The 18,068-nt window shown below is 51.6% G+C and carries 16 protein-coding genes and 3 tRNA genes; 5 read left to right on the forward strand and 14 right to left on the reverse strand.

Annotated features, from left to right (window positions below):
- Positions 1–9 precede the first annotated feature (9 nt).
- Together NG665_RS06885 and NG665_RS06890 are read right to left on the reverse strand one after the other, a co-directional pair.
- Entirely contained in the window at positions 10–288 is a 279-nt protein-coding gene (locus tag NG665_RS06885; RefSeq protein ID WP_252672984.1) for a hypothetical protein, read from the reverse strand.
- Between the two features lie 144 nt (positions 289–432).
- Positions 433–1,692: an aminoglycoside phosphotransferase family protein gene (locus NG665_RS06890; RefSeq protein ID WP_252672985.1), complete on the reverse strand. Its 1,260-nt coding sequence runs from the start codon at positions 1,690–1,692 to the stop codon at positions 433–435.
- Between the two features lie 108 nt (positions 1,693–1,800).
- Between NG665_RS06890 and NG665_RS06895 the strand changes: the two genes are divergently transcribed.
- The 3 genes from NG665_RS06895 to NG665_RS06905 are packed head-to-tail and all read left to right on the forward strand — an operon-like array spanning position 1,801 to position 4,344.
- Positions 1,801–2,838 carry an adenosine deaminase gene (locus NG665_RS06895; protein WP_252672986.1) on the forward strand — a complete coding sequence of 346 codons (1,038 nt, stop codon included), beginning with the start codon at positions 1,801–1,803 and terminating at the stop codon, positions 2,836–2,838.
- The gene (locus tag NG665_RS06900) at positions 2,828–3,697 is read left to right on the forward strand and encodes an alpha/beta fold hydrolase (RefSeq protein WP_252672987.1); all 870 of its coding nucleotides are present in this window, start codon (positions 2,828–2,830) and stop codon (positions 3,695–3,697) included. The genes NG665_RS06895 and NG665_RS06900 overlap by 11 nt, the downstream gene beginning before the upstream one ends.
- Entirely contained in the window at positions 3,688–4,344 is a 657-nt protein-coding gene (locus NG665_RS06905) for an esterase/lipase family protein (protein ID WP_252672988.1), read from the forward strand. The genes NG665_RS06900 and NG665_RS06905 overlap by 10 nt, the downstream gene beginning before the upstream one ends.
- On the opposite strand, the gene NG665_RS06910 is transcribed toward NG665_RS06905, so the two are convergent.
- From NG665_RS06910 to NG665_RS06935, 7 genes are all read right to left on the reverse strand, one after another.
- On the reverse strand, positions 4,341–5,522 hold the full coding sequence (locus NG665_RS06910) for a UDP-N-acetylmuramate dehydrogenase (RefSeq protein WP_252672989.1): 1,182 nt from the start codon (positions 5,520–5,522) through the stop codon (positions 4,341–4,343). The genes NG665_RS06905 and NG665_RS06910 overlap by 4 nt on opposite strands.
- A gap of 697 nt (positions 5,523–6,219) precedes the next feature.
- Entirely contained in the window at positions 6,220–7,356 is a 1,137-nt protein-coding gene (locus NG665_RS06915; RefSeq protein WP_289812914.1) for an IS1249 family transposase, read from the reverse strand.
- Positions 7,357–7,729: 373 nt separating this feature from the next.
- Positions 7,730–9,040 carry an ISL3 family transposase gene (locus NG665_RS06920; RefSeq protein WP_252672639.1) on the reverse strand — a complete coding sequence of 437 codons (1,311 nt, stop codon included), beginning with the start codon at positions 9,038–9,040 and terminating at the stop codon, positions 7,730–7,732.
- Positions 9,041–9,431: 391 nt separating this feature from the next.
- Positions 9,432–9,602 carry a 50S ribosomal protein L33 gene (gene rpmG, locus NG665_RS08765; protein ID WP_204423927.1) on the reverse strand — a complete coding sequence of 57 codons (171 nt, stop codon included), beginning with the start codon at positions 9,600–9,602 and terminating at the stop codon, positions 9,432–9,434.
- A gap of 53 nt (positions 9,603–9,655) precedes the next feature.
- Positions 9,656–9,729 (reverse strand) — tRNA-Met (locus tag NG665_RS06925).
- A gap of 25 nt (positions 9,730–9,754) precedes the next feature.
- Positions 9,755–9,830, reverse strand: a tRNA-Thr gene (locus NG665_RS06930).
- A gap of 111 nt (positions 9,831–9,941) precedes the next feature.
- Positions 9,942–10,022: transfer RNA gene (locus NG665_RS06935), tRNA-Tyr, on the reverse strand.
- A gap of 131 nt (positions 10,023–10,153) precedes the next feature.
- Between NG665_RS06935 and NG665_RS06940 the strand changes: the two genes are divergently transcribed.
- Positions 10,154–10,651, forward strand: coding sequence for a YajQ family cyclic di-GMP-binding protein (locus NG665_RS06940; RefSeq protein WP_252674100.1), 498 nt, complete (start codon positions 10,154–10,156; stop codon positions 10,649–10,651).
- Positions 10,652–10,798: 147 nt separating this feature from the next.
- On the opposite strand, the gene NG665_RS06945 is transcribed toward NG665_RS06940, so the two are convergent.
- On the reverse strand, positions 10,799–12,181 hold the full coding sequence (locus NG665_RS06945; RefSeq protein ID WP_252672990.1) for an FAD-dependent oxidoreductase: 1,383 nt from the start codon (positions 12,179–12,181) through the stop codon (positions 10,799–10,801).
- Positions 12,182–12,473: 292 nt separating this feature from the next.
- Here NG665_RS06945 and NG665_RS06950 point away from each other — a divergent pair, with 292 nt between their 5' ends.
- The gene (locus NG665_RS06950) at positions 12,474–12,968 is read left to right on the forward strand and encodes a DoxX family protein (protein ID WP_252672991.1); all 495 of its coding nucleotides are present in this window, start codon (positions 12,474–12,476) and stop codon (positions 12,966–12,968) included.
- Between the two features lie 111 nt (positions 12,969–13,079).
- Here NG665_RS06950 and hpf read toward each other — a convergent pair whose 3' ends face one another.
- From hpf to mtrB, 4 genes are all read right to left on the reverse strand, one after another.
- Entirely contained in the window at positions 13,080–13,754 is a 675-nt protein-coding gene (hpf, locus tag NG665_RS06955; RefSeq protein ID WP_252672992.1) for a ribosome hibernation-promoting factor, HPF/YfiA family, read from the reverse strand.
- A gap of 294 nt (positions 13,755–14,048) precedes the next feature.
- Positions 14,049–14,762, reverse strand: coding sequence for a ComF family protein (locus NG665_RS06960; protein WP_252672993.1), 714 nt, complete (start codon positions 14,760–14,762; stop codon positions 14,049–14,051).
- Entirely contained in the window at positions 14,759–16,435 is a 1,677-nt protein-coding gene (locus NG665_RS06965; RefSeq protein WP_252672994.1) for an LpqB family beta-propeller domain-containing protein, read from the reverse strand. Before NG665_RS06965 ends, NG665_RS06960 begins: the two co-directional genes overlap by 4 nt.
- Positions 16,432–18,066 (reverse strand): MtrAB system histidine kinase MtrB, encoded by a 1,635-nt coding sequence (gene mtrB, locus NG665_RS06970; RefSeq protein WP_252672995.1) that lies wholly within the window; start codon positions 18,064–18,066, stop codon positions 16,432–16,434. Before mtrB ends, NG665_RS06965 begins: the two co-directional genes overlap by 4 nt.
- Positions 18,067–18,068: the final 2 nt, after the last annotated feature.

Genomic DNA, 18,068 nt, shown 5'->3' on the forward strand with positions numbered 1-18,068 from the left:
AGACAGCTACTAGCCTGGATAAACCACCAAGCTGAACAGACGGAAAAGAACCACGCCAGCCAAAATCAGTCCGGCGAACAGTGTAACCATTCCAAGGTAGAGCCCCCCAGTAGATGGCAACGACTCTGGGTTAGCCTGGCGCTCCTTTCGAGAAACAATAATCGCGCTGAACGGCACAACTACTGTGAAAAACAGCGGAACACTGAGCAAAGCCAAGATAAAGCCAAAATACAATTGCTGTGACTGGCGCATCGGCATCTCAGAAGTTGTTATGGCATTGTGTTCCATCCATTCCTCCGCTTCAATCCTTAACGCACATCTGCTCAAAATCCGGTCTTTTAGTCAGTATACCTATGATACCCGAGACTAATTATCAGTTTCACCGTTGGCAATGACTACCCCATGGCTCCCTATACGAAATCTCGCTAACGATCACTTTAGCCACTGCTCGGCAACACCTAAACGATACAGCGCCTGGGCCTGCCAGTTTTTCCTTCGCGAGCGCCGCGCTCCAGAAACCAATGACAACACCACCCCAGCCGCACACGCACCGAGAACCTCTGGCTCAACTCGACACGCTATACGTCCAGTCCAGTCAGCTAACAACTGGTCAATGTGCTGATACGTTTTCGGCGCTAGTCCGCCAAGCACTGACATATGCCCCAACAGGCATCCCCAATCGTGAACCCGATACCCCGGACCTAAATTATCGACGTCGAGAATTCCAGAGACCTGGCCGCTACGCGGATCGATAAAAATATTTGCTTCATAAAAATCGCCGTGCGTGGGTTGCACGGGACCCATATCCGCGCTCGATAAAATCTCGCGGATCTGGTGAGCTAACCTCGTGGCTCGTTGCTCGTGCTCTGGCAATGCGATAGCTGCTGCCTGTGCATAGTGCTCGCACCGATCTGCCCACGCCGGGCGGGCAGGCAACCCCAAGGACACCAGCGGTAGACTATCCAACGTTTGAGCCAACGAATCCAAAACAGTGCGCATCCGAGCTAAATTTTCGGGTACCACACTGGCATAGACTTTATTCAACGGCATTCCCGGCAGTGCACTTGAAACAACCAATCCCTGCTCATCAAAGCGCACTAAGCGCGGCGCAGGCACTCCGGCGCGCTCCAACATCTGCATCCGTGAGACGACTCCAGACACCTGGCGCGGTTCTACCACCTTGCCAAAGATGGGGTGTTCGCTCCTATGTGGAAGAATTTTGACAACAGCTCGCCGGGTAGGCCGATAGGAGACTAGCTCAATATCGACTTCTTCTCCCATCCACTCTTGCACCAGCTGCTGGTCGCACGCGCGCTCTAAAGCGGGAAGCTGCGGATCATACGGGTGTTCCCAGACGTGAACTCGCACATCTTGCCATGACAGCGTTCGACCCTCAACATCAATTAAACGTTCTTCGTCAATTTTCCCAGATGTTGCCACAATATAAGTATCGCGTCGCTTCCATGCCCCGGCGCCGAGATCCTCATCAAGAACCACGCTATATCCCACCGAGACTCCAGCACCGGGCCGATGATGGATAGCATGAACATTCCACGAACGCACCACCCCACGATGAGCCAAAGCTACCGAGAGCATTTGAGATGCTTCGGCACTGGTCAATACAGAAAGGACGCGCGCTTCGTGCGCAGATTTATCACGATGGCGCACTGGGGATGATACTTCGCTGGGCACGTATTTATTTATAGAGAACTTTATCCACACAGGCAACTGGATAACCAAGCGCCCAGTCTCACACTCTAGAACGTTGAAAGGATGGGGCGGCGCTGGCAGACTTGGGCTATGCGAGACCTTAACGCCCTTCCTAAAGCTCATCTTCACCTCCACTTCACCGGCTCGATGCGGGTATCGACGTTAGTTGAGATGGCTGAAGAACAAGGACTTCGCCTCCCAGAAAATCTCACCGACAACGTCTCACTACATGTGCCTGCCGATCAGCGAGGTTGGTTTCGGTTCCAGCGCGCCTATGATGCAGCGCGTAAAGTTGTGCGGAGCGAAGCAGCTATGCGCCGAATTGTTCGAGATGCTGCTGAAGACGACAAGCGTGAAGGCTCGCGTCGCCTAGAGATCCAAATTGATCCAACCTCTTATGCTCCATTTGTCGGCGGGATCACCCCCGCGTTAGAAATCGTACTTGACGAGGCGGCGCTTGCCTCACGTGACGTCGGTATCGAAGTCGGTGTTATTGTGGCCGCGTCTCGTATTCGTCACCCGCTCGAGGCACGCACCTTGGCACGACTAGCTGCTAAACACGCCGGAGATGGCCCCGGGCACGTAGTGGGGTTCGGGTTGAGTAACGACGAGCGACGTGGCACCACCTCCGAATGGTCGGCAGCATTCAACATCGCCCGCCGAGCCGGGATAGCTGCCGTGCCACATGGCGGTGAGCTCCTGGGACCAGACCACTTGCGTGAAGTTGTGGCACATTTACGGCCAGTGCGCTTAGGACATGGGGTGCGCGCGGCTGAAGATTCAGATTTGTTGGCACGTATCGTCGATGCCGGAATCGCATTTGAAGTATGCCCAGCTTCTAACGTTTCCTTGGGCGTATATGCCCACCAAGATGAGGTGCCATTACGCACACTGCTCGACGCCGGTGCCCAAGTTGCTTTGGGAGCCGACGATCCGCTGTTGTTCTTGTCGCGTTTGACAGACCAATATAACATTGCCCGCGAGCTGGGCTGTGATGATTACGAGATCGCAATGCTTGCCCATTCCTCAATCAGCGCTTCTTTAGCCAGCGAACAATCAAAGAGACACTGGCATGACGAGATTGATGCCTGGCTAGCTACACCAGATACGGATGACCATGCGGCTTAAACCTGATCGTTTTAATTTTCTTATCTCAAACATCCCTTATGTAGAGCCACAACGCTCGCTCGTTAAAATCGGCTCGACCTTTATACGAGTTCACCGCCTAGCCCAACGTGAGCATATTGGCGCTAATCCTGGATGCCGACGCCTTGATCGCCTTGTTCTCGATCGCAGCCCACTGACATTTTTACTCGTCCACGGCATCGGATTATCCGCAACCTATATGGTTCCACTAGCTGAGCGCCTAGCTGAATATGGCCAAGTTTTACTCGTTGACCTACCTGGTTTTGGAGATCTTCCAGCCCCACGCCATCCGTTACAAATTGGCGACTTTGCCGATATTTTAACTGAAATTTTGCGCCTCAACGGCATCGCTGATCCGATTTTAGTTGGACACTCTATGGGAGCACAAATCGTCGTTGAGATGATGGCACGCAACCAAGATCTCTATCATCGGGCAGCTCTCATTGGTCCGCCAGTTTTTAATGAAGAACGTAGCCCAGCTTGGGTTTTGGCCCGATACACCCAGTCTTCGGTATGGGAACGGCCATCACTTATCCACCTTGCACTGTGGTCATATCTACGTGCGACGACGGTGTGGATGGCACGGATCATGCCGCGTGTTTTAACCTATCCGATTGAGCAGCGAATCGCCGAGATTGATCCGCAGGCACATCTTGTTTTTATTCGCGGTGAACATGACTACCTAGCTCCGACACGCTGGCTTGAACACTTAGCTAGCAAGGTGGGGCACAGCCGGGTTGTCACGATTGACGGGGCGGCACATTCGACGCTTTACAATGATGAGCGCGAAGTAGGTAACCATATTCTTTCTTTGATTCGAGACGATGCTATATGGGAATAAAAGACCGGATTAAGGACTACGGGTGGTTTGTGTGTACGGCACTAAATCGCACACCACTGGGGATACGAAACCATCCTCGCGCTACTGTCGTCGTTATCCCAGGTATTTACGAAGGGCGCACCCAGCTCATGCCGCTAGCTCGTTCTCTGCACGAAGCTGGCTACCAGGTTGAGATTATCGGCGAACTGGCTATGCTGACCAAACCCACCGCGAAGTTAGCCCGCATCGTTGCGCAACGAGTAGCTACAATTCCTGGCCCGGTGGTCTTGTTGGCACATTCCAAAGGCGGCCTGGTTGGGGCAAGTGTTTTGGAATCGCATGACAAACTGCTCAATCTCGCAGGGATGGTCGCCATTGCTACCCCGTGGCAGGGTTCATCACTGGCGCAGTTTTTCCCGCCAAACTCACCAGTGCGGCGCCTGGCACCAGATGGGTTGGACCTTGCCATCCAGCAACGCCAAAACTGTGACCTGTCTCGGATCTATTCTCTTATTCCGCGCAGCGATCCACATGTACCTAACGGTTCATATCTACCTGGCGCCCACAATATTCGGCTGACTTCATCTGGGCATTTCTTCCCGTTGGGAACTGCCGAGACCAAATCCCTCGTGCACGAATCTCTTCGTCGCTTGCTCACAAGCCGTTAATCGAGGCTTAGACCGACGAATACTGGTTCAGGTACCAAGGTTACCCCAAACGCCTCTCGAACCCCGTCTCGAACCACACGCGCCAGGTCAATGATGTCTTGGGCGCTAGCATTACCGCGGTTGGTTACCGCCAAGCAATGATCGGTCGATAGCGAGGCTGTGGAAGAGATCTGGAATCCTTTGTCAAACCCGGCATGCGTTATGAGCCACGCCGCTGAGGTTTTAACCAATCCTGGAACTACCTGGCCCTGGCCTCCAATCTGGTTAATCGTTGCGTGATTGGTGACCGGGAATTGGGGCGCATCCCCAGGCAAGCGGTGAGCTTGATCTAGGGTGAGGACTGGGTTAGTGAAGAACGACCCAGCAGAATAGGTGTTGCGGTTATTATCGTCTAACACCATTGATTTTGATCGGCGCAGTTCGAGCACTGCTTGGCGTACCTCGGTTGCCGGTGCACGGCCGCCAAGTTCAATCCCTAACGTGCGTGCAAGTTCGCCATATTTAACTGGAGCGCTCAACGTCGCGCGCCGGGTGTGGAAATTGACCTGGAGGACGATCCAGCGCGGACTGGGCCCCCACGGGCCGTTCGTCATTGATTCTTTGAGAACAGAGTGCCGGTAACCGAAATCTAGATCAGACAAGAACAAGGTGGTGATACGTTGTTCGAGCCGGTCATATACCCGTAACGAGGAAATTGTTTCGGCGACTTCTTGGCCGTAAGCCCCGATATTTTGTACCGGAGCAGCCCCTGCACTTCCCGGAATGCCCGAGAGTGCCTCCAGCCCCATCCATTCGTGTTCGATTGCATAGACAACGACATCGTCCCACGGACTTCCAGCAGTGACAGACATTTGCCCGCCACCGCAACCGTCATCCATCGTCGTCACGATCTCGTGGCGCATATCGCGGATAACAACACCCGGAAAAGGTTCATCGCTGGCAAGAATATTAGATCCGCCGCCAACGACCAAGACTGGAAGGTGGTGTTCATCTGCCTCACGCACGGCTGCCACTATCTCAGCTTCACTATGGGCTTGGACGAGTGAGGTAATTGCTCCGCCAACTCCGAGCGTGGTTAACTCGGCGAGGGTTTGGGCGTCTTTTTTAGCACGAGAAGACGGTAGTGCAGGAGGAACTGGTCCGTGCCCGATCATTCCCTCACCCAATGAACAGCTCATATTTTCTGCCTTAAAGAACCTAGAATCGTCAACGTATTTTCTGATTATAGTGGCTCTTCGCATCTTAGCGGAGGGTATGTGACGTGGCACTATCCCCACGTGAACTGGGTATATGCTTGTGCGTCTGCCCTGTCAAGGCTTCATGCATACCATCTCCACCCGAACTGGTTATATGCATGCCGAGGAGGGCTCGACTAATTCCACACGTTTACCCCACCCGAACTCGAATAAATGAATTTTCTTATCTTCCGCCCTGGATAAGACCATAAGTTGTGCCGAAACCGGGGTATTTGGGGCGATGTCCTCATATACGGGGACATCGCCCCAAATACCCCGGTTTTGCAACAGGCAAACCTCACCACCAACCTTGAAAATCGGATATTTCAGAATACAACTAGGTTTGGTCGGCCTATAGCGGCTGTGTACGTAGATTGCTGCGGACAGACAAGCAGGGTGAATGGTGTTGGTGGCGTGGTCGGCACGAAAAACGATAGCTATGACTCGGCGTGTGCCTGGTCGGCACGAAAAACAGCAGTTATAGATTTTTGCGAACCAGTAAGCAGAACAAAATGGCAGCTAGAAGTTGTTGCTGATTGATAGCCACAAGGATCCACCATTCGAATGAGGTGTTCTCATGAGAACCGCCAACACGTACAGCGTAATCAAGGGTTATAGGACAAAAGTTATTGATTTTGGGTTAGTAGTCGTTGCGGTAGGGTGTGTGGGTGTGGAGTTCGTTCCAGTCAAGGCCGTTGCCCCAGCGATGGTTGTTGTGGTCGGCTCGGTGTCGGGCTGCGGCTTGCTGGTAAGCGCGCATGATGTCCGTGTTGGTGGGCATGATACGCAGGATTTCGGCTGGGTTGGCAGGGTTCTCGGTGTGTAGGTAGCACCACCATGACACTGCACGGATCCGGTGATCGATACTCATACCCCGATGACGGCGCAGCAGTTCACGTAAAGGCGAGTTGATACCTCCCTCGATCTGGTTATTCATCGCTGGTAGAGAACCGATTATTTCTCCGTCATCGTAAAGATCGGGATTGAGAAACGTGAACAAATGGCCACTATCGACCAGCCTAGACAGACTATTGCCAGCCTTGACGAGCCGCTCGTGTTTATCGACTAGTTTTCCTTTCTCGTTACGGGTTTTCTCGGCCAGGAACCCAGCCCAACGGTGACGCCAAGCATAGAAGCTATCGATCCATGCGTGCGCGTGTGCGGGAGTTTTCACATGCAATAGATCAACACCGATCCGGTAGAGCTGTCTGCCACATTCAGTTCGTGAGCGTGTGGTCGTGTAGCGTTTGACCTGTTGATAGGCGTGGAACGTGCAGCGTTGGACACGCGTGGAGGGCCACAATCGTGCCCGAGCTGTTGTGAAACCTGTGCCCCCGTCAGCCACGACCATACCGGGTGGTGGGATTTTCGCGAGCAGGTCCAGCCAGGCTTGGGTCGATTCACGTCTGGCCACATGCCAGGCAATCACATATTCGGGGCTGCAGGCGATCAGAATGACAGCATCGCGGCCTAAATGGATACCATCAACATGGATCACGCGGTGGTCTTGCCCATCGGGTTCGCATATCGGCCAGATCTCCCACAACACAGCGCTCCTGCGTCGGAAGGTCCGGCCCTGTCCAGGAAGTTCTCGCTGCGTGGTTTTCCCAGTCAGAACGTCTAAGAACGCGCGCAAATCCCGCGAAGTGACGTCGTTATGCCAACGCGAGGTTACCTTGCATGAGCAGCAGATCCAGCGTTGGTGGCCGCATTTGTCTTTACCGTTTTTGACCATGCCTTCACCACAAGTAGGGCAGTGTTTCTTGTTCGATCTCATACCCACTAGTATGCAACCGACTTTCACCACAATTTTTCCCTGCTATCACGCGGATAACTGGCAACAAAATCAATAACTATTGTCCAACCAAAAACTCGAGTCGAAACGAGTTTCTTGGCTCTTCGCGTTTTAGCGGGGTGAAACGTTGTTACTCGGTGGGTTTACTGGCCTAGTATCAGGTGCTGGTGTAGTGATTTTAAAGTTAGCAGCTGTGTTTTCGTTGGCGTTAATGTGGTGGTGATGAGATTTTTAGTGGCCCGGAATAACTATATAAAAGTAAGCAACATACATTGTCTTTGTTAACCCGTTGGTGTTAGTGCGAGCAACACTCGATGATAGAAAATGCCTTGTGATCTTCTCACTGGTAAACAGGTTACACGAAGATATTATGCAGCAGTCTCCAGTTAGGTTTACCGGCATACAGTAATGCACGAATGCGATAGTTGTTGAAATTCGTGAACCCAAATCCGATACGTTTAATACGTTTGATGAGATTGTTTAACGCCTCGGTGATGGAATTAGAAAGATGCGTTTGATGATACGCCAAGATTTGAAGCTGCCATCGTTGTAGCGTGCGTCCTAGCTGCTGAATTTCTGGGGGCATAGCCACATCCAGGCATGTTTGTATCAATTCTGCAAGCATGGTGGTCGCAACACCAAGATCTGTTTGCTGATAAAACTCTCGTAAGCGTTCTTTTATCCGATACGCAATCGCTACTTCAGCGTGAGGATCTCCTAACACAAGCATGCTTTCTAGACGCTGGACCATTGCTGGCAGTAGTTTTTCACTACCATATGTCAGTAAACGCCGAATCTTGTATAAAGGATCTTTTTTATGCCCACGGTGTCCCAAGGTCTGATTTTGTACGCGTCTACGTACAGTATCTAACACACGATTGGCTAACGTAATCACATGGAAATGATCAGCTATTTGAGTTGCCTGGGGTAATACCACGTTATACACAGCACGGTATGTTGGGCTCATGTCTAAAGTGGCATAGCGGATTCGTGCTTTCCAAGCGTTGGGCTGGTCTTTTAAATAGCGGGCTACGTCTATGTAGTTACAGCTTGGGATAATATCAATGATTTGATGATGCTCGACGTCACATACCGTAGTGACATAACTTGTGCGGTGTCCTTGTATGCGAACGAAACTTGTTTCATCAAGCCCGATTGCGTGAGTCTTGTTTAAACGCTTACGGTCTGCTTGTAGTAACACTTGACCATACATAGTTACTGCATCATTGACTGTGTGCCAAGAACAACCAAGTTCAGCTGCGACTTCGCTAATTGTTCGTCCCATGCCTACTTGCTGGGTCGCCCATTTAGCTGCCCTGGTAGTCATCTGGCAACGTTGAGCAGCAATACGTTTATCTTGACTTGTCCATGAACCAACATCACATGCAACGTTTGGACAATACCAGCGGTGCTTACGCCATAACAAGCTCATAGACCGACCATAGACAGGTAAATCTATATACCGTACTCTTGGCCTTTCTTTAACGCGTGCAAGACTTTCACAACGTGGGCATGTTGGTCTCTTAAGGACTTGTTCAATTTCGATTTCCTGTTGAGAGCCATGACGGTGATACGCCAAGACGCGAATATCTTTCAAACTCACAAGCCGAGCAAGAATTACGGTAGGATCATAAGCGGTGAAGGTACGTTCAAGTTTTTGATTCACACTCTAAGCATGAACTACCTTCACCACTTCTGCATCTCCACACCCCGCTAAAACGCGAAGAGCCAGTTTCTTTCCAGAAAACCCCACCCTAGCAACGAAAAACAGCAAAACCATCAATAACAATTGTCCGCTAGCCCGTAATCAAACGCGAAGAGTTGCCAACCCGCTGAGATTCAAACCCAATTCAAAACTGACTATTACCTGCTATATCAACGAAACATAGCCAAAAAACAACACGATCTGGCCTATAAGCCCACGATCTGACCAATAAGCCAATAAGCCCGATCTGGTCAATAAGCCAATAAGCCCAATCTGGCCAATAAGCCCGATCTGGCCAATAAGCCGAGATAACAAAAAGCCCTTCCGGAAGGAAGGGCTTTTTAAGAGAAACTTATCGAGTCTCGCGGTGAGTCTGGGACTGGTTGCACCTTGGGCAGTACTTCTTCAGTTCCAGGCGATCCGGCGTGTTACGACGGTTCTTCTTCGTAATGTAGTTGCGCTCCTTGCAAACCTCGCAAGCGAGGGTGATCTTGGGGCGAACGTCTGCAGACTTGCTAGCCACTGTTGTTACCTCACGTTCGGCTTGTTGAGAAGCGGGTGCTTCAATTTCGTTTGTAGCGGGGGCGGGGTTTGAACCCGCGACCTCACGATTATGAGTCGTGCGCTCTGACCAACTGAGCTACCCCGCCTCAAATCCATTTCGTGTGAAATGAATGGAGCCCCGAAAGGGAATCGAACCCTTGACCTTCTCCTTACCATGGAGACGCTCTGCCGACTGAGCTATCGGGGCAACGTTGGAAAGCTTACCAACTGAGATGGTAAAATACCAACCAAGCTAAGAAATCTTCTGGTGAAACATATCACCAGAAAACTTCACTTAGTTACTCACGTAACTAATCCGTGGCAGGTGAGGGATTTGAACCCCCGAAGGTTACCCGTCTGATTTACAGTCAGATGCATTTGGCCGCTCTGCAAACCTGCCGTGCACGAATTTTTAATAACCCGTGCGGATAACGAGATTACCAGCTCTACCCCCTAACGTGTCAAACTATAAGGGTAAGAAAACAGTGCTATGCACGTCACATTTTAAAAAATGAGGCATGAAAGAAGGAAATTATGGCTGATTCATCGTTCGATGTCGTCTCTGATTACGACTATCAAGAGGTCGATAACGCCGTTAATCAAACCGCTAAAGAAATTAAGCAGCGCTACGATTTTAAAAATGTTGGGGCATCGATTGAGTTGAGCGGAGAAACCATTACCATGATCGCCAACACACCGGAGCGAGTGCTGGCGATTTGGGATGTTCTCCAATCCAAACTTATTCGACGCGGATTATCTCTCAAGCAAGTTGACGTCGGCGAGGGAGAACCCAAAGCCTCCGGCAAAGAATATCGCCTCAGCGGTAGTCTAAAAAAGGGTATTGATCAGGCCAATGCTAAGAAGATCACCAAACTTATCCGCGATGAAGGCCCGAAGTCCGTTAAAGCACAGATTCAGGGCGCTGAGGTACGTGTTTCATCGAAATCGCGCGACGATCTCCAAGCCACCATCGCTTTACTGAAAAACGCATCGTTCGAGGTCGCTTTGCAGTTCGTCAACTTCCGCTAGTGAGCACAGCTAGAGAGCAAGTAGCTGCAGCAGAGCCAAGGAGAACATATATAAAAACACATTGTGGGAGGTCGAAATAAAGAATTTCGACCTCCCACAATGTGATTTTGTTGTCAGTTCGAGCTATCTGGCATAGCTGGAGGCAGGCTAATACAGCTTGCCATCGTGGTCTTCACCGCGTGAAACTGCAGTCATCGTTTCACGCTCAACGACCTTGATACGCTCACGGCCAGCGGCAGCGCCCAAAGCCTTCTCGAAGTCCTCGAGATGGTGCCACCCCTCCCAGTCCGTATAACGCACTCCGCGCTGATCAAGGACCGCACGGGAAGCCTCCCAGCCAACATTGTCGGTTGACGCATGTAACTTGCCGGCCTTGTAATCTTCAATGAGGTTTCCGATCGTTTCTTGCGCATCGGACTTCGTTGAACCAATCAAGCCTACTGGGCCACGTTTAATCCACCCTGTAGCATACATTCCCGGCAGGATTTCGCCGTCGTTTAACACCCGGCCACCTTCATTAGGAACGATGTAGTTCCGCTCGTCGAACGGAACGCCAGGAATAGGCGACGAAGCATAGCCAATCGCACGATAAACCGCCTGGACTGGGTAATCAATGAACTCCCCCGTACCCTTGACCGTCTCATCGCCCTGGAGCTCCATGCGCTCCATCCGAATTCCCTCAACATGCTCATCGCCCAAGATTTCTACCGGCGCCTGAAGCATATGGATATGGATTCGCCGCGAGGCAGTGAGATCTTCGGTATCTTGGAATGCGTAGTTGGTCAGTTGGTCAACCACTTGGCGAGCCATCTTTGACTCATCCATAGCTTTTTCCGAGCCAGCATCGTAGTCAAAGTCATCAGGATAGACGACGATGTCAACATCTGGCACGTGCCCCAGCTCGCGCAACTCCATCGGAGTGAACTTCACTTGCGCCGGTCCGCGTCGGCCAAAAACATGGACGTCGGTGATAGGTGATTGACGCAGTCCAGCTTCGACGTTTTCCGGAATCTCCGTACTCATCAGGTCCTGAGGGTGCTTGGCAAGAATTCGGGCAACATCGAGTGCCACATTTCCCACTCCTAAAACAGCCACTTCTTTAGCCTCTAATGGCCAGGTACGCGGCACATCGGGGTGACCGTCATACCAGTAAACAAAATCTGCTGCACCGTAAACCTCTGGCAAGTCAGAACCCGGAATATCAAACGGGCGATCACGATCAGCGCCAGTTGCTAACAGCACTGCATCGTAGTGCTCATGGAGCTCATCAAAAGTAATATCCTTGCCCACCTCAACATTGCCGACGAGGCGAATATCTCCGCGCTGCAACACATTGTATAGAGCAGTAATAATAGCTTTAATACGCGGATGGTCTGGTGCCACACCGTAACGGACCAGCCCGTAGGGTGCTGGTAACTTTTCATATAAGTCGATCTGCACATCGATATCTGACTTAGACAAGATGTCAGAAGCATAAATGCCTGCAGGGCCAGCGCCAATTACTGCAACCTGGAGTGGACGTTGAGTCACAATTACCTCTTTCAACCACCCACAGGTGGTCTATGATGATGTTCGAAGTTAAACCAGTGCTAATACTATCGAAATAGTGACACTGGTTAAATACTGGGTGATCAGGTCGACATCTTACCTTCCGGCTTTAACCAACTACTACCGGCACAACTCAACTACTACCAGCACAACTCAACTACTACCAGCACACTAGTTGGTCAACCCCAGGTCTGACTTTGGGCGCTCACGCTCATCTCAGTGCAATGGACGCGGTAGACTGCAGGTACCTAGTCGTCTCGAGAAAGGTCACGATATGTCGTTGTGGAAAAAGAAAAACTCAAAGCGTGCACTACCTCAGCAGTCGGTGCCTAAATCTAACGCCACACGATTAGTTGATGCTTCTCGCACTGTGACACGCATTGGCCTGGGAACGTTTATGAGCGTTGCCGGGATCTCGCATTTAACTACTGCCCGCGAAGAATTCCAGGCTCAAGTGCCACACTGGGTACCCCTCGATACCGACTTCGTCGTCGTTTCTTCTGGAGTTGTGGAAATCGGTTTGGGACTATCTATGCTTCTTCTTCCGAAACAAAAATTCTGGACCGGGACTGCATTAGCGCTCTTCTACGTCGCAATCTTCCCTGGAAATATCAGCCAATACGCTAATTCGATCGACGCTTTTGGATTGGATACCGACGCAAAGCGTCTCACTCGGCTCTTCTTCCAGCCCGTCTTGATCGGGCTTTCACTGTGGAGCGCAGGATTACCGGCGCTGAAGAATCGCACAACCGGCACCAATCGGTCCTAAGTTCTCTTCAAAACCTATAGCTGGGGGTGGGTGCGCACATCAGTGCGCACCCACCCCCACAGTTATATCTTGGACGCGAAGTCGTTACCGAGCGCGCCACCTGAAGCAAGGTCAGGCAGATTCACCTGGTCCGAATTCGCCGGTCTTTGCATCTAGGCGGATCACACCATAGGTCCATCCGCGCCGGCGATATGCAGCGCATGGTTGAGAGGTTTCCTCATCAATAAACAGGTAGAAGGGGTGACCAACTAGTTCCATCTCATCAATGGCTTGTTCAACCGACATCGGTTTAGCCTCGTAGAGTTTTTGCCGGACAACCACTGGAGAATCACCAACTTGCACTTCAACTGCTTCACCCACAACAGTTGGATGGGTTGGTAGATCGGAACTATCATGGGTGTCCACGTTCGTGGCAGTCACTTCTTGGAGTAACTGATCAACATCGAGTTCACCAGCTTGCATATCTTTTGCCGCTTGATGCTTGCGATCCTTCATTTTCTCGCTCTTACGACGCAAACGCTCAAACAATTTCTGCGCGGCGATATCTACCGAGCCGTAACGATCAGAGGTTGCCGCTTCAGCGCGCACAACCGGACCTTTATCGCGAACGGTAATCTCAATACGCTCAGATACTTCTGCTTGAGCCGGATTCGGCTCATGAGTTACTTCAACTTCCACACGTTGGGCTCGCGGAGCAAACTGCTCAATTTTTGCCAGCTTTTCGATAACGAATTCACGGAAGTTATCACTGACTTCGGCGTTACGGCCTTTTACTACAAATTCCACAATGACCTCCTTGGGTCGTGAGGGTAGCAACTTCATCGATGCTACTTTGAGGGTCTAGACTCGCTTGCGCGAGGAAGAAACACCATCACCTTCTTTCCTACCAGATAACATCTTCTGGACTCGATGTTCTTAACTATCTGGTGTTTCCATTATAGTGCCTCACGTCACAAAAGTGAATCTAGTTGCGCATTTAAATCTGATTTCAGCGCACAGCATACAGCACGGAAAACCAGATCCCATCCCGCAGCTAAACCAGCCACAATTTCCCCCGCTGCACAAAACCTGCTCGCGAACTTATCTCGGTGGCGTGATCGCTAAAACCAAGCCACCAACTACCCGGCCCCCGGCAGCTGCAATCGCATGCTGCGCACCGCGCAGAGTAGCCCCGGTGGTTAAAACGTCGTCGACCAAGATCACATCGCAACCAGAAAAATCACGAACCGCGCGTTGCCCGCGAATCTTACCCGAACGATCGCGCACCGACTCCCCCGCCCCATCGCAGGGAACTGATCGCAATCCATCCACCATCGCACAACCCCAAGAATGAGCCACACTTTGCGCCAAAACTTCTGTGGTTCGGTGCCCGTCGCGACGTCGGCGCCGCCCAGATGCTACCGGAACAACCACCAAACGATTGTGCCACGCTGCAGGAAAAGCCTCAGAAACATTCAAACTCGTGGCATTTTCAGCCATCAATGCACAAAATTCGCGATCTGCACGCCGATCACGAATATGCTTCCACCCCACTATTGCCCGCGCAACATCGCCGGCATAATTCGCCTTACCCCACACCGGGAATGCAACGATCTGGCCACCGTCGTCAGAAAACTCGACAAGAAAACGAGCATCTGCTTCCCCATGCCACCACGGCCCGTTCCACTGCCTACGGCACTGCGGGCACAAGCTTTGATCTGGAATACCACACCCCAAGCACCATCGCGGATATATCACATCCCACAACCGCTGGAAGAACCCAGTCACACCCGCCGTATTGGTCATCACAATCATCCAGGCAATGTTGGCAAAGTAGCGTCTTCTAGGACTTTGCGCCATCCACCAGCATCATAGACATACACATCGCCATTGCTGGTGTTAAGTAAAATTGACTCTTCCCCGCGGCCAGCCGTGACATTGACAATATTATCCAAAGAGGCCATGATCGAGATATTTTCACCCAGCGGAACCGAATACAATGCGTTTGCCGACATATTTTGTCCCTTGCCGATCACCACCAAGCGGGTATCTGCAATCCACGCCATATCGCTGATATCTGCGAGGCGTTGCCCGATACGAATAGGCTCTCCCAGCGCCAACGGTCTGCCCGAACTATCACGAACAATTCCCGCCACCAAGATCTGCAAGATACCATCGTCGTCAACAATCATCGCTATGCGCGAGCCCTCGCGTGAGACTGCAATCTCGTGCACGTTCATCCCAGCCAACCACGGCACATCAACAACAGAAGAAACACCCGAGTTGATGTTGGCAACGATCATCGTCATATCCGGCACTCGTTGGCTCACCCAGGCATAACCTTTAATATCCATAGACGGCCCTACGAAATCCGTGCCGGAAACCAGCGCAGTGTACCGGCCAGTGCTATCAATTTCGTACAGGGTGCTAGCCTCGTCTCCAATCGCCACGAAGCGAGTCAACGGCTGACCATACGGAGTTGCTAATCCAGATATGTTGAGATTTTTAAGCTCATTTGCGTTGCCGATAAGGCTAATTCCGTTATCGTTGACAATCGCTGGTTTCCCGTCACTAAGGATCATTAACGACGACGTCGTATAAGGATAGGTAGGAAGCTCGGTTTCGTTCTGGCTTGCTAGCGGGGCGCCGTTGGCTAAAATTTCTACTGCAGTCACGCCAGATACCCCGGTTAGAGTCTTAATGAACTGGGCGTAGAGAATGTTGCGGACGCGTTCTGGTAGTTCGGCAACATCACTGGTGAGGTCAACGCGCGCCAGTGACCCGTTCAAAATCACCACCGGGTTTGCCAGCTGGGTGCCAGGTGGCAACAGTGAGGTTGCTGAACCTGCTAGCCATTGCGATGGTCCTTCAACTAAGCCGCGGGCGGCTGCTGAGACGATTTGGCTACGTGGATACCATCGGGTATCGGCAATAAAAGCAGTTTGGTCTTGGGTGGAAAAATATAGTGGGGTGCGGGCAAAGAGCGTTTGGAAAAGTGATTCGGGCATGGTTACCCCGTCGGGTAGAACGGCAATGCGCCACTGCCCGGCTTTGTCACGTACGAGGGAGAATTCACTAGATAGGGTTGCATCTGCTGTTGCAGCGGTATATCTTCCGGTTGAATCGACGTTTCCGCCGGCTTGTACCGTTACGCGATAGGCTCCCGATCGCGTCTGGCTAACTTGTTGATTTTGCGAATCGGGATAGATGCGTACCTGGGTTGTCGGATTCCAGTTAGCTGATGCCGTTGCCGTCAGATACTGCCGAGCGACTAAGAAATCATCGGAGAATCCAGCAGAAGAAGCTCGCATGAAACCGGCCACGATATCTTGAGGATCGGCGTTATCTGCTGGTCCTTGCGGATCGAGAACGATCCCGTTGGTTGTTTGGATTGGGCGTTCGACTGCTTGGGGCGAGCCTGATGTGGGGATGGATGTACAGGCGCTGATGAAGAATAAGATGAGTACGAGGCTGAAAATCCGCTTCATTCTTCCTCCTGGTGGATCTCACCTGGAACCACGAAGGGTTCCGGAACTTCGAGCGGCAACGGGCGAGTAAACCCTTCACCTGGTTTTCGGGGAATGGTGAGTAAAAATGTTGATCCCACTCCCAGTTCTCCGATAGCTTCGAGGGTGCCGCCGTGAATGAGGGCATCTTCTTTTGCAATTGTTAGTCCTAGACCGGTGCCTCCTGATTTTCGTACCCGCGACGAATCAGCGCGCCAGAATCTATCGAAAACATGTTCGGCTTGGTCTGGGCTAAGGCCAACCCCGTTGTCTTGGACGCGAACTGCTACTGCGTCTCGCCCGCCAATGACTGATACTTGAACGGGTTTACCTTCTGCGTGTTCGAGTGCATTGACGACGAGGTTGCGGATCACTCGCTCGATACGCCGCGGTTCGACGTCGGCATGGGTATCGCCAGAAACATCCATACGCACTACCACACCGTTGTCGATCGCTAACGGATCGGCCATATCGATAACGTTTTGCGAAATTTCAGCGATATCGGTTGTTTGTGGTACGAGGGACATCCCACCGGCGTCGTATCGTGAGATTTCGAGAAGGTCAGAGAGCATCGCATCGAGGTTGCGCAGCTGGGTGTGCTGTAATTCTGCGCTTCGTTTGAGTGCGTTAGGGAGATCTTCACGCTTATCGTAGATGAGTTGCCCAGCCATGCGGATGGTTGTTACCGGGGAGCGTAATTCATGGGATACTGCTGAGACGAAGTTCGTTTGGACTGCAGACATGCGTTCGAGCTTGGTAAATTGCTCCTCGAGGGAGGAGGCCATCGTATTGAAGGATTCGCCTAGTTGGGCAAGCTCATCAGAGCCGTGGACGTGCATGCGCGAATTGAAATCCCCTTCGGTGAGCTTTTGTGCGTTTGCGGCAGCTGCTCGAATCGGACGCAGAATGAATCGGGTCATACCCCAGGAAACAATTATCAAAAGGATGAGTAGTCCAACCATGCCCGCCAGCAATGCACGAATGGTTGCGTTGAGGAGATCTTGCTGATTTTCTAGCGAAAAAACTGCGTAAAGCTCATAGTCTCCCGATCCGGGAATCGTGATTTTTTTGCCCACTACAACTCCGGGCACGCGTTGATCTTTGGTGTTTTCAGTTGCAACAGACTGCCATGCCAAATCGTTGCTATTACCCACAAGTTCGCGCAAATCGGGGGTAACTAAGGAGCGTACTCGAGTCGATGCGACGGTTTCTGGTTCCAAGATGGGGGTACCAGAAAACTCTTGATGCGGTGAGCGGAGCAGCACTCCACCAAGGAGTTCGCGAGCTGGATCATACAGTGATGCTACAACTTCGAGGGCAACACGTTGAGATTGCGCTGTGGTGGGTGAAACAACTACGGAAAACTTTTCTTGGGTCAGTTGGGCATGAGTGGCAAAACGTTCAACGTCAACTGAAACCGTACGCTCGAACACGGCATTGCGTACTTGGTGAGTAATGACTGTTCCGGTGATCGCAATACCTAGCACCGATACCAAAACAATAAATGACACAGTGCGGATGGATAAGGAGGACTGCCAAGAGCGCCGAATTTTCGCAATTCGGCGCTCTAGTGCATCGAAAATACTGAGTTTGCGCGATTTTTTCGCAAACACGT

The sequence above is a fragment of the Arcanobacterium pinnipediorum genome, from assembly GCF_023973165.1.
GTDB classification, from domain to species: Bacteria; Actinomycetota; Actinomycetes; order Actinomycetales; family Actinomycetaceae; genus Arcanobacterium; species Arcanobacterium pinnipediorum.

Bases quoted from the DNA above. Each gene is read 5' to 3' on its own strand.
- NG665_RS06960 (WP_252672993.1), bottom strand. From the start codon at position 14,762: ATGATTGTGATGACCAATACGGCGGGTGTGACTGGGTTCTTCCAGCGG.
- NG665_RS06965 (WP_252672994.1), bottom strand. From the start codon at position 16,435: ATGAAGCGGATTTTCAGCCTCGTACTCATCTTATTCTTCATCAGCGCC.
- NG665_RS06905 (WP_252672988.1), top strand. From the start codon at position 3,688: ATGGGAATAAAAGACCGGATTAAGGACTACGGGTGGTTTGTGTGTACG.
- NG665_RS06885 (WP_252672984.1), bottom strand. From the start codon at position 288: ATGGAACACAATGCCATAACAACTTCTGAGATGCCGATGCGCCAGTCA.
- NG665_RS06950 (WP_252672991.1), top strand. From the start codon at position 12,474: ATGTCGTTGTGGAAAAAGAAAAACTCAAAGCGTGCACTACCTCAGCAG.
- NG665_RS06900 (WP_252672987.1), top strand. From the start codon at position 2,828: ATGCGGCTTAAACCTGATCGTTTTAATTTTCTTATCTCAAACATCCCT.
- NG665_RS06910 (WP_252672989.1), bottom strand. From the start codon at position 5,522: ATGAGCTGTTCATTGGGTGAGGGAATGATCGGGCACGGACCAGTTCCT.
- NG665_RS06895 (WP_252672986.1), top strand. From the start codon at position 1,801: ATGCGAGACCTTAACGCCCTTCCTAAAGCTCATCTTCACCTCCACTTC.
- NG665_RS06915 (WP_289812914.1), bottom strand. From the start codon at position 7,356: ATGAGATCGAACAAGAAACACTGCCCTACTTGTGGTGAAGGCATGGTC.